The 15,110-nt window shown below is 34.7% G+C and carries 12 protein-coding genes and 3 pseudogenes; 12 read left to right on the forward strand and 3 right to left on the reverse strand.

The window, feature by feature from the left end:
* The first annotated feature begins 105 nt into the window (after window positions 1–105).
* The 6 genes and pseudogenes from P5P87_RS12365 (at window position 106) to P5P87_RS12390 (ending at window position 5,838) form a co-directional block, all read left to right on the forward strand.
* Window positions 106–696 (forward strand): hypothetical protein, encoded by a 591-nt coding sequence (locus P5P87_RS12365; protein ID WP_278022729.1) that lies wholly within the window; start codon window positions 106–108, stop codon window positions 694–696.
* A 62-nt stretch (window positions 697–758) separates the two neighbouring features.
* Window positions 759–1,304, forward strand: coding sequence for a dihydrofolate reductase family protein (locus tag P5P87_RS12370; protein ID WP_198854393.1), 546 nt, complete (start codon window positions 759–761; stop codon window positions 1,302–1,304).
* 139 nt (window positions 1,305–1,443) lie between these two features.
* A pseudogene (locus tag P5P87_RS12375) lies at window positions 1,444–3,311 on the forward strand (peptidase U32 family protein).
* Window positions 3,312–3,776: 465 nt separating this feature from the next.
* Window positions 3,777–4,939 (forward strand): annotated as a pseudogene (gene purT, locus P5P87_RS12380) (formate-dependent phosphoribosylglycinamide formyltransferase).
* A 90-nt stretch (window positions 4,940–5,029) separates the two neighbouring features.
* Entirely contained in the window at window positions 5,030–5,263 is a 234-nt protein-coding gene (locus tag P5P87_RS12385; RefSeq protein WP_422854091.1) for a DUF6370 family protein, read from the forward strand.
* Window positions 5,263–5,838 carry a Crp/Fnr family transcriptional regulator gene (locus P5P87_RS12390; protein WP_066032734.1) on the forward strand — a complete coding sequence of 192 codons (576 nt, stop codon included), beginning with the start codon at window positions 5,263–5,265 and terminating at the stop codon, window positions 5,836–5,838. Before P5P87_RS12385 ends, P5P87_RS12390 begins: the two co-directional genes overlap by 1 nt.
* A 189-nt stretch (window positions 5,839–6,027) precedes the next feature.
* Here the strand turns inward: P5P87_RS12390 and aceA are convergent, their stop codons facing one another.
* Window positions 6,028–7,308 (reverse strand): isocitrate lyase, encoded by a 1,281-nt coding sequence (gene aceA / locus P5P87_RS12395; RefSeq protein ID WP_278022730.1) that lies wholly within the window; start codon window positions 7,306–7,308, stop codon window positions 6,028–6,030.
* A 166-nt stretch (window positions 7,309–7,474) separates the two neighbouring features.
* Entirely contained in the window at window positions 7,475–9,076 is a 1,602-nt protein-coding gene (aceB, locus tag P5P87_RS12400) for a malate synthase A (RefSeq protein ID WP_278022731.1), read from the reverse strand.
* 197 nt (window positions 9,077–9,273) lie between these two features.
* On the opposite strand from aceB, the gene P5P87_RS12405 reads away from it, so the two are divergent.
* The 5 genes and pseudogenes from P5P87_RS12405 to P5P87_RS12425 all read left to right on the forward strand — a co-directional run bounded on the left by P5P87_RS12405 (window position 9,274) and on the right by P5P87_RS12425 (window position 13,561).
* The gene (locus P5P87_RS12405) at window positions 9,274–10,752 is read left to right on the forward strand and encodes a helix-turn-helix domain-containing protein (protein WP_278022732.1); all 1,479 of its coding nucleotides are present in this window, start codon (window positions 9,274–9,276) and stop codon (window positions 10,750–10,752) included.
* A 10-nt stretch (window positions 10,753–10,762) separates the two neighbouring features.
* Complete coding sequence (locus P5P87_RS12410) at window positions 10,763–11,122, forward strand: hypothetical protein (RefSeq protein ID WP_278022733.1); 360 nt, start codon at window positions 10,763–10,765, stop codon at window positions 11,120–11,122.
* Between the two features lie 514 nt (window positions 11,123–11,636).
* Window positions 11,637–12,352, forward strand: a pseudogene (locus P5P87_RS12415) (pirin family protein).
* Between the two features lie 165 nt (window positions 12,353–12,517).
* A complete protein-coding gene (locus P5P87_RS12420; RefSeq protein WP_198854402.1) occupies window positions 12,518–12,748 on the forward strand; it encodes a (4Fe-4S)-binding protein in 231 nt (76 codons plus the stop codon).
* Between the two features lie 279 nt (window positions 12,749–13,027).
* On the forward strand, window positions 13,028–13,561 hold the full coding sequence (locus P5P87_RS12425; RefSeq protein ID WP_198854403.1) for a YceI family protein: 534 nt from the start codon (window positions 13,028–13,030) through the stop codon (window positions 13,559–13,561).
* A gap of 225 nt (window positions 13,562–13,786) precedes the next feature.
* Here the strand turns inward: P5P87_RS12425 and P5P87_RS12430 are convergent, their stop codons facing one another.
* Entirely contained in the window at window positions 13,787–14,650 is an 864-nt protein-coding gene (locus tag P5P87_RS12430; RefSeq protein ID WP_278022734.1) for a helix-turn-helix domain-containing protein, read from the reverse strand.
* Window positions 14,651–14,746: 96 nt separating this feature from the next.
* On the opposite strand from P5P87_RS12430, the gene P5P87_RS12435 reads away from it, so the two are divergent.
* Window positions 14,747–15,109 carry a DUF983 domain-containing protein gene (locus P5P87_RS12435; RefSeq protein WP_198854405.1) on the forward strand — a complete coding sequence of 121 codons (363 nt, stop codon included), beginning with the start codon at window positions 14,747–14,749 and terminating at the stop codon, window positions 15,107–15,109.
* The last annotated feature ends 1 nt before the right edge of the window (window position 15,110 follow it).

The following is a 15,110-nucleotide window of genomic DNA, read 5'->3' on the forward strand; positions in this document are numbered from 1 at the left end:
GAAAACTGCTCAGTCTTCGGATTGAGCAGTTTTTTTATTTGTTAAACTGAAAATAAATCTTACATTCGTTTCAACCAATTCACAACCAAAAAACTAAAAAACCATATGACATTAAGTTCACGCTTTTATATCATTTTACTATTTGCAATTTTATTTTCTCCATTAATACAAGCACAAGCACCTGGCAATTTCATCAAAGCTTCAATAGGCTATGGATCTAGCAGTTCTTATTACATTGAAGATTATGGAAGTCAAGACGAAGTAGATGTTATGGGAGGCGGCCTTTATCTTCAAGGAGAATATATTATAGGAATAAAATCATGGTTTAGCGTAAGACCCTACGCTGGTGCAATTTTTGAATCTGTTGATAAAAATCAAAATATACAGAATCAACCTCAATATAAAGTAACAACTAATGCTTTTTTAATGGGTGGAAAAGTTCGTTTTTGCGCTCCAATTCCATGGGTTGCGCCATTTATTGAAGGCGGAATCGGAACTTCAATAGGCAAATTCGAAACCTTTACACCAAATGTTAATTTCAACAAAAGCTCAGTTTTATTACATATTCCTTTCAGTATTGGATTGGCAGTCGGCAGACACAATAATTTTGAAATAGGGATTTCAGGGTATTTTCATCCAGCCGCAAAACAATCGACCGGAGTGTTTGCTATAGGGTATACTTTTCCGTTAGATTAGTTTTATATAAATTAAAAAGACTACCTTACATTAAAGTAAACCAAACATAAAATATTTAACAAGTGAAAAAAGTAATTCTAGATCTAGCTGTGACCTTAGATGGTTTTATTGAGGGGCCAAATGGAGAGATTGACTGGTGCATTATGGACGAGGAAATGGACTTTGATGGATTTTTATCAGATATAGATACTATCTTTTATGGTCGGGTAAGTTATGATTCCTGGGGTAATTATCAACCGGACGAAAATGCAAGTAATACCGAACAAATGCTTTGGAAAGGAGTACATTCAAAAAAGAAATATGTTTTTTCAAGTCAAAGCAAACAAGATAACAAGGCAACATTTATAAATTCTGATATTTCGACAAAAGTAAATGAGATCAAAACTCAATCTGGGGGTGACATTTGGCTCTATGGCGGAGCAAGCCTTATTAAAACTTTTATTCAATTAAATCTTATTGACACCTATAGAATATCAATTCATCCAATCGCTTTAGGAAACGGCAAACCATTATTTGAAGACTTAAAAGAACGACTCGAATTAACATTACTTAAAACTAATATTTTCAAATCTGGAGTAGTACAGCTTATTTACGAACCAACCAAATAAACAAAAATTTCGTTTATCATCATTCCATATTAAGTTAACAATTTCAAAAAAATCGCTTCATCGCTAGCAAACTCGAATAATTTATTAGACCTTTGCACACTTTTTTTCGTGAATACCACAAAAGTCTAAAGTTTTAGAAATGAAGAAGAAAATCGAAATATTAGCTCCTGCTAGAGATTTAATTGGCGGAATGGCGGCTATTAACAGCGGTGCCGATGCTGTATATATTGGTGCACCTCAATTTGGCGCACGTTCTAATGCCAACAACTCTATTGAAGATGTTGCCGCTTTAGTAAAATATGCACATTTATTTAATGCCCAGGTTTTTGTAGTAATGAATACCATTTTATACGACAACGAATTAGAAACTTGTCGCGCTATGATTTGGGAATTATATGATATTGGTGTCGATGCATTGATCATTCAGGACATGGCGATTATGGAAATGGACTTGCCTCCTATCGTACTTCACGCCAGTACACAAGCTAATAATCGTGACGCAGATAAAATTAAATTCTTAAAAGATGCTGGAATTAAGCGCGTGGTTTTAGCACGTGAATTAAATCTGCATCAAATTAAAACAATATACGACCACGCTGATGTTGAATTAGAGTTTTTCGTAACTGGAGCATTATGTGTTTCTTTCAGCGGAAACTGCTATATGAGTGTGGCTAACGGAGAAAGAAGTGCGAACCGTGGTTCTTGTGCACAAAACTGCCGTTTACCTTATAATTTAATCGACGGAAACGGAGATACTTTAATCAGAAACAGCCACTTGCTTTCTATTAAAGATTTAGACGTTTCAGATCAAATCCCGAATTTGATTGAGGCTGGAATCGTTTCTTTCAAAATCGAAGGAAGATTAAAAGACGTTGCTTATGTTAAAAACAACGTATCTTATTTGCGTCAAAAATTAGACAGTTATCTTGAAGGAAGTGACAAATACACCAAAGCTTCTTCTGGAAAATGTACCTACACTTTTGATTCAACTTTAAGCAGGACTTTCAACCGTGGTTATACCGATTATTTCGTAAACGAAAGACACAGCTCAATTGGTTCTTGGGAAAGTCCAAAATCAAAAGGACAATATATTGGTAAATTGATCCGAACAATTGGAGATGCTTACGAAATCGAAAACGGTGAATTACTAAACAACGGTGACGGACTTTGCTTCATCAACGAAAATAACGAAGCCGACGGAATCTACGTAAACAAAGCCGAGAACGGAAAAGTATATCCAAACGTTTTAAAAGAAATTAAAGACGGAACTTTCATCTATAGAAATAACGACGCTGCTTTCATCAAAATCGTAGAAAGAGAAGACAGTGCAATCCGTAAAATTGGAACTACTTTATTGCTTACCGAAAACGAAAACGGTTTTGAATTAATTGCAACCGACGAAGATGGAAACGTAAGTACAGTAAAATTAGAGCATCCGAAAGAACAAACAAAAACTGGCGAATCAATCGAAGAGAACATAAAAGTTCAATTGGCAAAAACAGGTTTCACACCTTACAATGCTGACGAAATTAACATTATGTTTTCACAAAACTGGTTCCTTCCTATTTCAAAAATCAACGAAATGAGAAGAAATGTTTTCGAACAATTATCAGAAATTCGTTTGGCAAATTACGTTCGTGAAGAACACCAATTAGTAAAAACGTCACATCCATATCCTGAAACTAAATTGGATTTCATGTACAACGTTTCGAACAAAACAGCACGTAAATTCTACGAACGCCACGGTGTTACCGAAATCGAAAAAGCATTCGAATTACAATGGGATCCAGGAAAATCTCGTGTAATGACAACAAAATATTGCATCAAATACGAATTAAAAAATGCCCTATACACCAAAAAGATATAGTTGGTGTTAAAGTAAAAGAACCATTAGTACTGAAACAAGGCGAACTTGAATACAAACTAAAATTCAACTGCAAACCTTGCGAAATGGAAATCTGGGAGAAAGATGCTGAATTTGAGATAGAAGAAGATCATTTTCATTAAAAAAGTTTAACCGCAAAGGTCGCTAAGAATTACGCAAGGTTCGCAAAGATTTTAAAATTAATCTTTGCGAACCTTTTCTTTTACTTAAAAACGAAACCTTGCGTTCTTTGCGTAATTCTTTGCGGACTTTGCGGTTAAATAATCTGTTATTTCCACAATCTTGTCATTTCGACGAAGGAGAAATCTTCGCAAATAACTCCGTTCCAATAAGCCAATCTTTGTAGAGCTACTTGTGGAGATTTCTCCTTCGTCGAAATGACAAACTGCATGGTTACTTTGTCTTAAAATTAAAATCTCAAACAGAAATAAATCTGCTCGATCAGCAAAATCTGCGCGAGATTTTTTTGCTTTCTCATTTAACTTAAAAACAAAAACTTAGCGCTCTTTGCGTAATTCTTTGCGAACTTTGCGGTTAAAAAAAGCTTTTTCCCTACTTTTACTACTCAAACAATACACTACTCCAAAATGAAAATACTACTCCTAGGTTCAGGCGAATTAGGCAAAGAATTTGTCATTGCCGCACAACGAATCGGACAAACCATAATTGCAGTTGACAGTTACGAAAACGCACCAGCCATGCAAGTCGCACACGGCTTTGAAGTCATCAATATGCTCGACGGCGATGCACTTGACCGAATCGTAGCCAAACACCAGCCAGATTTTATCGTTCCTGAAATAGAAGCCATTCGCACCGAACGTTTTTACGATTACGAAAAACAAGGAATCACCGTTGTTCCTTCAGCGAAAGCGGCAAACTTTACCATGAATCGTAAAGCCATTCGTGATTTAGCAAAGCAAAAGAACTCGGACTAAGAACAGCAAAATACCAATACGCAACTTCAGCAGAAGAACTGCAAAAAGCCGTTCAGGAAGTTGGAATTCCATGCGTGGTAAAACCATTAATGTCTTCGTCAGGAAAAGGACAATCTACAATCAAAACAGAAAGTGATATCGAAAAAGCATGGCAATATGCCGTTGCAGGTTCGCGTGGCGATGTTATCGAAGTTATTGTAGAAGCTTTTGTCGATTTCCATTCAGAAATTACGTTTTTAACGATTACTCAAAATAACAATCCGACATTATTCTGCGCTCCAATTGGCCACAGACAAGAAAGAGGCGATTATCAGGAAAGCTGGCAACCCGCTTTAGTTTCAGAAAAAGATTTGTATGAAGCTCAGGATATGGCTGAAAAAATTACGGAAGCACTTGGTGGCGCCGGACTTTTTGGTGTAGAGTTTTTCTTAACAAATGAAGGTGTTTATTTCTCTGAACTTTCCCCTCGTCCGCACGATACCGGAATGGTAACTTTAGCTGGAACACAGAACTTCAACGAATTTGAATTACATTTAAGAGCCATTTTGAGCCTCCCTATTTTCGAAATTACTTTAGAAAAAGCTGGAGCAAGTGCTGTAATTCTAGCATCTGAAGATTCAACTAATCCGACTTTTACCGGAATCGAAAAAGTAGCCGCTTTACCGAAAACTGATTTCAGAATTTTCGGAAAACCAACTTCTAGACCTTACCGAAGAATGGGAGTTGTTTTAAGCCATGATACACTTTCAACTCCAATTACCGAAGTAATAGAACGCGCCAAAGAAACGGCGAAATTAATCACTGTAAATTCTTAATCATGAAAAATATAATATTAGCAAGCATTCCTTTTTATTGGAATTGCAGTACAAGCTCAAACTAAAAAGAAATTTGACAAACCAACAATTGTGGAAGCATCTTGCGGGGAATGCCAATTTGGAATGAAAGGTAAAAGCTGTGATTTAGCAGTTCGTATTGACGGAAAATCTTATTTCGTTGACGGAACGACAATTCATGATCATGGAGACGCTCATGCTGAAAAAGGTTTCTGTAATGCAATAAGCAAAGCTTTAGTTACAGGAGAAATTAAAGGAGACAGATTCAAAGCAACTTCATTTACTTTAATCGACGATAAAAAATAATGGCATTAATTCTTGAAAACATTGCCAAACACGTTTCTCTGACACCAGAAGAACAGGCGCTTTTTTTATCTAAACTAGAAACCAACACTTACAAAGCCAAAACGCTTTTATTAAATGCTGGCGAAGTCTGCAAACATTCCTATTTCGTAAATTCAGGTATTTTAAGAAGTTTCAATATCAACGATAATATTGTTGAACACGTTCTTTCATTTGCTTGTGAAGGATGGTGGATGAGCGATATGTACAGTTATTTTTCGCAAAAACCGGGACAGCTTTTTATTGAAGTTCTGGAAGAAGCTGAAGTGGTTTCTTTGTCTAAAGAAAATCAGGAACAATTGTATCTTGAAATTCCAAAATTGGAGCGATTTTTTAGAATTTTAATTGAGAATTCATTGGTTGCGAATCAACAGCGATTAATGGACAACTTGAGTTTACCTGCGGAAGAACGTTTCGAAAAATTCACAAAAAAATACGGAACGTTGGTACACAAAGTTCCTCAAAAACAAATCGCTTCTTTCATTGGCGTAACACCAGAATTCTTCAGCAAAATGAAAGCTCGGCTTTTGAAGAAATAAAAGGTTTAGCCACAGATTTTACAGATTAGAAGGATTTTTTTGCCACGAATTACACAAATTTTCACAAATTAAATTAAAATGAAATTCGTGAAAATTTGTGTAATTCGTGGCAACATTTTTTAATCCTTTTAATCTGTGAAATCTGTGGCAAAAAATACGGCTCGTAATCGAACCGTATTTTCTCTTGAATTAAAATTGCTCAACCTCTGTAGAATGTTCCATTGCGGTTATTGCTGATTTACCTAACATTACCGTGTTCTGAACAGCGTCAAAATAAGACGTTCCTACGAAAGCCTGGTGTTTTACGGCTCTGAATCCGTTTTTCTGTAAAGCAAATTCGCGTTCCTGCAATTCAGAATAACCTGCCATTCCTCGTTCCTTATAAGCTCTTGACAATTCGAACATACTTGTATTTAAAGCATGGAATCCTGCTAAAGTAATGAATTGAAAACTATATCCCATTGTCGCTAAATCTTCTCTAAATGTTTCCATTTCAGCAACTGATAATTTTGTCGCCCAATTGAAAGACGGAGAACAATTATACGCCAGCATTTTATCTGGGAATTCTTTTTTCATGGCTTTTGCAAACTTTCTTGCATAATCTAAATCGGGATTACTGGTTTCCATCCAGATCAAATCTGCGTATGGTGCGTAGCTTAAACCTCTTGCAATTCCCTGATCGATTCCGTTTTTTACGTAGAAAAAGCCTTCCGCCGTTTTTTCTCCTGTTAGAAATTTTCTGTCTCTAGGATCGGCATCGCTTGTTAATAGATTAGTCGCATCGGCATCTGTTCGAGCTACAATTAAAGTTGAAACTCCCATGACATCTGAAGCCAAACGTGCCGCAATTAATTTATTAATCGCCTCTTGCGTTGGAACTAAAACCTTTCCGCCCAAGTGTCCGCATTTTTTTGCAGAACTCAGCTGATCTTCAAAATGAACTCCAGAAGCTCCAGCTTCAATCATAGATTTCATTAATTCGAAAGCATTTAGGTTTCCACCAAAACCAGCTTCAGCATCAGCTACAATTGGAACTAAATAATCTTTTCTATCTTCAATATTATTTACAGTCTGAATCTGATCAGCACGCAATAAAGCGTTGTTGATCTTTTTTACCACCATCGGAACACTGTTTACTGGATAAAGCGATTGGTCAGGATACATTTCTCCAGCCAGATTTGCATCAGCAGCAACTTGCCATCCGCTTAAATAAATTGCTTCTAAACCAGCATCCACTTCCTGAATCGCTTGATTTCCAGTCAACGCTCCCAAACCCGCAACATAATCCTGACTTTTTAACTTTCTCCATAATTTCTCTGCACCCATTTTAGCAATAGAATGCTCAATTTTATAAGACCCCTGAAGTGTTACTACTTCGCTTGCAGTATAAGGACGCTCTACTCCTTTCCATCTCGGGTTCGTAATCCAATCGTTAATCAATTCCTGAATTCTGTCTTCTGTTGTTTTCATAATATAGTTTAGTTAAAGTGGTTCGTTTTTTAGTGTTCAGTCAAAGTTTTAAGTGTTCAGTTTAACCAGACTGATTTTTTCTCTCATTTTATCTGCCTGATCTGCTAAATCTGCGAGAAAAATTTATTCGTTCGCAGATCTGGCAGATTGAGCAGATTTTAAAAGCTTATAGATATTTATAACATGGAAGAGTAAGGAAATCCACAAAATGCAGGTTTACAACTAGTCTTTCTAACATTTTTTCGGCTAATGGAAATTGTTGTTTTTCATAATTTTCTTCCCCTAGTTCTTCCTTAATTTTTCTGAATTCATCCAAAGCCAATTCATGATAATAAGCCAAATCTAATTTTCGTCCATTATCTAAAAGCACTTTATTTTGAAGCCATTGCCATAATTGCGATCTCGAAATTTCGGCCGTCGCAGCATCTTCCATCAAATTGTGCAATGCGGCGGCGCCTTGCCCGTTCAGCCATGAAGCCAAATACAATACTCCAACATTTATATTTTTTCGAACGCCATTTTCAGTAATGATTCCAATTGGTGGTTCAATCAAATCAGCTTCTGTAATTTTTCGATGTTCTCTTTTTACATGAATCTGATTTGGAGTTGGCATTCCTTTATCAAAAATCTCTTTTGCAATTGCAACTAAATCTGGATGCGCTACCCAAGTTCCGTCGTGTCCATTTTTAACTTCACGTTCTTTATCGGTTCTTACTTTTGCGAAAGCAACTGCATTGGCTTCTTCATTATTTCGAATCGGAATTTGAGTCGCCATTCCGCCAATTGCATGAATGCCTCTTTTATGACATCTTTGAATTACTAGATTTGAATAAGCATTCATAAAAGGCGAAGTCATAGTTACCTGATCGCGATCTGGTACAATGAATTTTGGATTTTTTCTAAACTTTTTGATGTATGAGAAAATATAATCCCAGCGTCCGCAGTTTAAGCCAACGATATGTTCTTTCAATTCGTAGATAATTTCATCCAATTGAAAACTTGCCGTTATCGTTTCAATTAAAACCGTCACTTTTATCGTTCCTCTGTTCAGTTTTAAATAATCCTCGGTAAAATCAATTACATTATTCCACCAACGCGCTTCCAGATAATGCTCTAATTTCGGAATATAGAAATACGGTCCAGAATTGTTTTCTAAAAGTCGCTTATGATTATGAAAAACATACAAACCAAAATCTATCAAAGAACCCGAAACTTCATTTCCTTCAACTAGAACATGTTTTTCCGGCAAATGCAAACCTCTCGGACGTACAATTAGCGTTGCGATTTTTTCATTTAAATGATAGGATTTCTGTTTTACCAAATCCGTATAAGTGATTGTTTTGTTTACCGCATCGATTAGATTTACTTGACCGTCCATAAGGTTTTGCCAAGTTGGCGAAGTGCTGTCTTCAAAATCGGCCATGAAGGTTTTTGCTCCCGAATTCAACGCATTGATAATCATTTTGCGATCAACTGGCCCCGTGATTTCTACTCTACGATCCAATAAATCTTTCGGAATTTCACCAGCTTTCCAATTGCCTTCTCTGACACCTTTGGTTTCCAGAATAAAAACTGGCATAATTCCCTGATCAAAAGCGACTTGTTTTTGTTCTCTCTGTAAAAGCAATAGTTTTCGCTGTGATTCGAATCTTCTATGCAATTCAGTTATAAAAACAATTGCTTCTTCTGTCCAGATTTTTGGATAACGAAGCTTCTTTTCGGCTAAAAATTCCATTGCCGTTTCGGTAATTTCTAATTGGTTTTTCATAGCTGTGGTTTTTAATTTCATTAGCAGCAATTGAATCGATTCTATGTTTTTCAAAAACACAAATACATAACAAACTGATAATTAATATTTTCTACACCACAATATTAGAAAAAAGTTTTTTACAAAACAAGCGAACGTTCGCTAAAAATGAAAAATAATTTTTTGGCGATTATTTTTAGAATACCTATATTTGATTCATGGATATCGAAAAAGACTATATAAAGCTGATCTTCGGATTAAAATTGAAGCAAGTCAGAACGCAAAAAAATCTGTCACTTTTTGGCTTGGCCAAATTGACAAATCTTTCAAAATCGTACTTAAACGAGATTGAAAAGGGAAAAAAATATCCAAAAACAGATAAAATTTTATTGCTCTGCGAACATTTGGACGTGACTTACGACCAAATGGTGTCTTTAAAACTCGACAACAACCTCGCTCCGATTGGCGAAATCTTGAAATCCGGAATTTTAAAAGAGATTCCGCTCGAGCTTTTCGGAATTCAGGAAGCCGATCTAATTGATATTATTGCCAATGCTCCCGCAAAAGTCAATGCATTTATTAGCACGATTATCGAAATTGCGCAACATTATAATTTAAGTCGTGAAAGCTTCTTTTTGGCTTCTTTGCGTTCGTATCAGGAAGCTCACAGCAATTATTTTGAAGATTTAGAAGAAAAAGTAATTTCGTTTTCGAAGTCGTTTCAGATTAATCTGGATTCTAAAATTACTGTAGAAGAATTAGAGGCAATTTTAAAAGAAGAATACGAATACAATATCAAAGAAATTGCGTTTGCAGATCAGGAAGCTTTAGACGATTTGCGTTCGATTTATGTTCCGAAAAGTAAGACTTTATTGCTTTCTACAGAACTTGACGCTCCGCAAAAAGCGTTTATTTTAGCTAAAGAAATTGCTTATAATTATTTAAAAATTTCCGATCGTTTACTGACTTTCAGCTGGATTAAATTTGATAATTTCGATCAGGTTCTAAATAATTTTTATGCTTCTTATTTTGCTGGTGCTTTATTATTGCCAAGAAAATTGGTTGTAAATAAAATCAATACTTTTTTAGAAAATGAAAATCCAAAACCAGAAGAATTTGTTCAATTAATCGAAAGCTTTAAAGTTTCACCAGAATCTTTTTATCAGCGACTGACCAATTTATTGCCAAAAGATTTTCAGCTGAAAAACTTATTTTTCTTAAGATTGTCACACAAAATCGGTTCAGATTTTTATCAGATCAATAAAGAATTACATATTACACATCAGCAAGAACCGCACGCCAACGAAACCAACGAACATTATTGCAGGAGATGGGTTTCGGTTAAAACGATTGACGAAGCCATCAAACAAAATAAATCTCATTTTTTTGATGCACAGATTTCGAGCTATGCCAATAGTGGAAACGAATATTTGGTTTTTTCTTCGGCTACAAAGGATCCTTTTGCCGAGAATTTTATTCGAAGTATTTCTGTCGGAATCCTAATTAATCCGACAATGAAAAAGAAATTTAAATTCATTGATGGAAAACCTTTGGTAAAACGAATTGTAGGTGTAACTTGCGAAACTTGCGCTGTAAAAGATTGTTTGGAAAGAAGTGCTCCTCCGACTGTTTTAGAAAGAGAGAAACGCCATGAGAATACAGATGCAGTTGTGCAAGCAGTTTATAAATCAATATAGTTAGAATGTCATGAAATATTTTGTTTTACTTTTTAGTTTGATTTCTATTAACTTCAGTCAAAAAACGGAAAAACTTACTGGCCGTTACAATTATTTGATTGAAGATGACAATTCTTATATCCAAAAAGATAAAATCACTTTTAAGGATAGCATTTTTGTTTTTGATAACAAGTTTATGCCAAAAGGAAAGGTTTCTTATGGCAACAAAATAGTATTGGATAATTTCATTAATACCGATTTAGTTATAAGTATTGCAAAAGATCAAATCGAAAAAGATACGATTCCTTTTTTCATGCATGACAAGAAAAGTTCTTCTGCAAATTATCTTGATGAAGTGGTTGGGAAAGGAAAATTGGTTAGGATTAAGTAATTCAGCGCAATCTTGTCATCCTGAGGAACGAAGGATCACACTCGGAAGTCGACAAAGATTGGCGATTATGCAGGCGGAATTTCTCGTGTGATCCTTCGTTCCTCAGAATGACAAACTGTGTGACTAATTTGAAGCTAAAAAAACTTTATAATTTCCAATCTTTATAGAGTTACTTGCGAAGATTTCTCCTTCGCCGAAATGACAAACCATTTGGTTACTTTGAGGTAAAACCTTTGAACCTCTGTAACTTTGTGCCTTTGAACCTTCTTATAAAAATGAAACTTCTCGCATAGCCCCGATAGAAGTGAAAATCCTTTTGTGGTGGGGTTCACCACAAAAGATTGCAACGGATAGCGGGACTAAACGTCTTTTGAAAACGAAAATATCTGCTTCAGAAAAAAACTTAGAAACTTAGCATCTTAGAGCCTCAGAATCTTTTCTTAATCTACATTAAGTGCTTTTCCTTTTCATCGGCTGTATCTTTGTACTATCAAAATCAATAAAAGACAAAATCATGGAAAATATAGTATTGCACAAAGCAGACACAAGAGGAAATGCTAATCACGGATGGTTGAACGCTTATCATAGCTTTAGTTTTGCGAGCTGGTACAATCCAGACAGAATTCAGTTTGGAGCACTTCGTGTTTTGAATGATGACACGATTGCAGCCGAATGGGATTTGGAACTCACCCTCACGATAACATGGAAATTATTACAATTCCGTTAGAAGGTGATTTGGCTCACAAAGACAGCATGGGAAATACTGAAGTAATTAAAAACGGAGACATTCAGGTTATGAGTGCCGGAACTGGAATTCAGCATAGTGAATTTAACCCGAACACAGATCAGCAGACTAAATTATTACAGATTTGGTTATTTCCAAACAAAAGAAATGTGACGCCACGTTACCAGCAAATTACTTTAAATGTTGCTGACAGACATAATAAATTGGCACAAGTTTTATCTCCAAATGCGGACGATGAAGGAGTTTGGATTCACCAAGACGCTTGGTTCAACATGGGAAATTTTGATGCAGGAACTGCAACAGAATATAAAATCAAAAAAGAAGGAAACGGAGTTTATGCTTTCATTTTAAAAGGAAATGTTACCATCAACAGTCAAGAATTAAATACTCGTGATGCGGTAGGAATTTCAGGAACTGACACTTTGAATATTAAAGCCAATACAGATGCTGAATTTTTATTGATGGATATTCCAATGAATTATTAATTCAAACAAAAACAATTAATACCTGTACCTTGAAACGATAATAAATCTGTAAATCAGACTATTATCGTTTCTTTTTTTGCTCAATTTTAAAAAAGAAAGACTAACTTTATAAATAAGAAAATTGGTCTGACTTTAAAATTAAATTCATCCTTAAAATTTTAAACCATGAATCCAAATAACCTCATTAAAGAATATACAAACGGAGAAGTTACGATTGTATGGCAATCTGGAAAATGTATTCATTCGACAAATTGTGTCAAAAACAATCCAGATGTCTTTCGTCCAAAAGAAAAACCTTGGATTACTCCAGAAAAATCTACAACTGAGAAAATAATTTCAACAGTTAATAAATGTCCGTCGGGAGCGTTGACATTTTATATGAATAATAAAACCTAAGCTTTTTGCATAGTTTTTTGCCACAGATTACACAGATTAAAGTGATTTTTTTTTGCCACAAATTGCACAAATTTTCACAAATTTTGATTCAATTTATTTCGTGGTAATTAGAGCAATGCGTGGCAACATGTTTTTTTTTTTACTCCCTGTAATCTGCGACAAAAACACATCATCTTTTTTATTTCTTAATCTAGATTAAGTGCTCTAGGACAACTGTCACCGTAACTTTGTCCTATCAAAATGAAATTAATTATTTAAAATATTTAAAAAAATAAAATTATGGCAACTACAAAATGGTCAATTGACCCAACTCACTCAGAAATTGGTTTTAAAGTTAAACACATGATGTTTACAAATGTTTCAGGAAAATTTGGAGCTTATGAAGCTTCTGCAATCACAGAAGGAGATAGTTTTGATAATGCAGATTTCAGTTTTTCTGCTGATATCGCTTCAGTAGATACTGCAAACGCAGATCGCGACGGACATTTAAGAAGCGGTGATTTCTTTGATGCTGAAAATCATCCAAAATTAACTTTCAAATCTTCTTCTTTCAAAAAAATCAATGATGGTGAATTTGAATTAACTGGAGATTTAAACATTAAAGGTGTTTCTAAAACAGTAAAATTCCCAGTTGAATTTAGTGGAATCATGACTGATCCTTGGGGAAATACAAAAGTAGGTTTAAGCATAGAAGGAAAAATTAATCGTAAAGATTGGGGTTTAAACTGGAACTCAGCTCTTGAAACAGGTGGTGTTTTAGTTGGAGAAGAAGTTCGTTTGAACATTGAATTACAATTTGTAAAACAAGCCTAATTAAGCATTCTCGGATTTAATTGGTTGGTTATTGAAGCTCTGCATTTTGCAGGGCTTTTTGTTTGCCACGAATTACACGAATTTCCCCAAACTTTTTCTCTCAAAGCCGAAATTTTGCCACAGATTTAAAGGATTTCCACAGATTAGAAATCCAAATAATCTTTTTAATCTGTGGCTAAAAAATAATTCGTAGAAATTCGTGCAATTCGTGGCAGACCTTAAAATTCATCGTACTGTGTTTCTAAATTCTGTTGGCGACATTCCTGTTTGTTTTTTGAAAAATCTAGAGAAATACGAGTAATCTTCGTAACCTACTTTAAATGCTACCTCGTTTACCGCTAATTGCTTATCGATCAGCATTCTTTTTATTTCTAGAATTACTCGATCCGTGATTACTTCTGTAGCTGTTTTTTCAAGGATTTCGTTGCAAATTCTGTTTAAATGTTTCAACGTTATATTTAGCTTGTCTGCATAAAACGATGGCAACTTTTGGGTTCTGAAATATTCTTCTAAAATGGATTCAAATGCATTAATTTTGATATTGTAGGAATGCGCTTGATGCGAATAAGTTTCATTGTATTTTCGAGCGACTTCAATATGAATACAATCTAACAAATTCAACAATTTATCTAATTGATGTTTACTATTTTGATTGTTTTCCTGAATCAGCAAATCGAAATATGGAAGGATTTTTGGGATTTCATTTTCTTCAAAAACCATTTCTGGTCGATTATGAATGGAATGATAAAAATTATAATCATTGATCTTTTTTTGTCCGAAATACAAATTATACAATTCCTGAGAAAAGATAATAACAAAACCTTCGATATCTTCAGACAAATTCCAATGATGCATTTGTCCTGGCTGTAGCACAAAAAGGCTTCCTCTTTTGATTTCGAACTGGTCAAAATCGACTTCATGCAATCCAGAACCTTTCGTAAAAAAAACCATTAAATACGAATCATGCCTATGCGGTTCTTCGACAAAACTGTGATTCTTTAAATGTTCTGTAAAAGTATTGACATAAAAATCACGGTGAATATCGTTACAGCTAAAATTCTGAACACTATAAATCGGATATCGTTTCATAAAAAATGTCTTTATTGTGCTACAATAAGCGAAGATATAAAAAAGACTTTTATAAACCTCTGAATTACCTTTGTATAAACAAAAAACAACAAAGTCATGTCAAGCGCATTAACTCATATTTTAAGCAACGAATGTCCTATTTGTCATAAAGGAAAAGTTTTTACAGACAAAAACATTTTCTTTAATTTTGGTTTACCAAAAATGAATGAATACTGCAGTCATTGCAATTATAAATTCCAAAAAGAACCTGGTTATTTCTTTGGAGCAATGTATGTAAACTACGGATTAACAGTTGCTCAAGGAATTGCCACTTATTGTATTGCTCAGTTTTTCTTCGAGAAAAATTTCGATTTAAGAATCATTCCCATTATTGCTGTTGTGATTACTTTATTAACTTCTTTCAATCTCCGATTTTCCAGATTAGCATGGATTTACATGTTTAAGGATTATACGAAATAAA

Source organism: Flavobacterium ginsengisoli (genome assembly GCF_029625315.1).
GTDB lineage: Bacteria > Bacteroidota > Bacteroidia > Flavobacteriales > Flavobacteriaceae > Flavobacterium > Flavobacterium ginsengisoli.

What these genes read in the sequence shown, in the direction of transcription:
- P5P87_RS12365 (WP_278022729.1), top strand. Translation starts at nt 106, where the DNA reads ATGACATTAAGTTCACGCTTTTATATCATTTTACTATTTGCAATTTTA.
- P5P87_RS12390 (WP_066032734.1), top strand. Translation starts at nt 5,263, where the DNA reads ATGGCATTAATTCTTGAAAACATTGCCAAACACGTTTCTCTGACACCA.
- aceA (WP_278022730.1), bottom strand. Translation starts at nt 7,308, where the DNA reads ATGAAAACAACAGAAGACAGAATTCAGGAATTGATTAACGATTGGATT.
- aceB (WP_278022731.1), bottom strand. Translation starts at nt 9,076, where the DNA reads ATGAAAAACCAATTAGAAATTACCGAAACGGCAATGGAATTTTTAGCC.
- P5P87_RS12405 (WP_278022732.1), top strand. Translation starts at nt 9,274, where the DNA reads ATGGATATCGAAAAAGACTATATAAAGCTGATCTTCGGATTAAAATTG.
- P5P87_RS12410 (WP_278022733.1), top strand. Translation starts at nt 10,763, where the DNA reads ATGAAATATTTTGTTTTACTTTTTAGTTTGATTTCTATTAACTTCAGT.
- P5P87_RS12420 (WP_198854402.1), top strand. Translation starts at nt 12,518, where the DNA reads ATGAATCCAAATAACCTCATTAAAGAATATACAAACGGAGAAGTTACG.
- P5P87_RS12425 (WP_198854403.1), top strand. Translation starts at nt 13,028, where the DNA reads ATGGCAACTACAAAATGGTCAATTGACCCAACTCACTCAGAAATTGGT.
- P5P87_RS12430 (WP_278022734.1), bottom strand. Translation starts at nt 14,650, where the DNA reads ATGAAACGATATCCGATTTATAGTGTTCAGAATTTTAGCTGTAACGAT.
- P5P87_RS12435 (WP_198854405.1), top strand. Translation starts at nt 14,747, where the DNA reads ATGTCAAGCGCATTAACTCATATTTTAAGCAACGAATGTCCTATTTGT.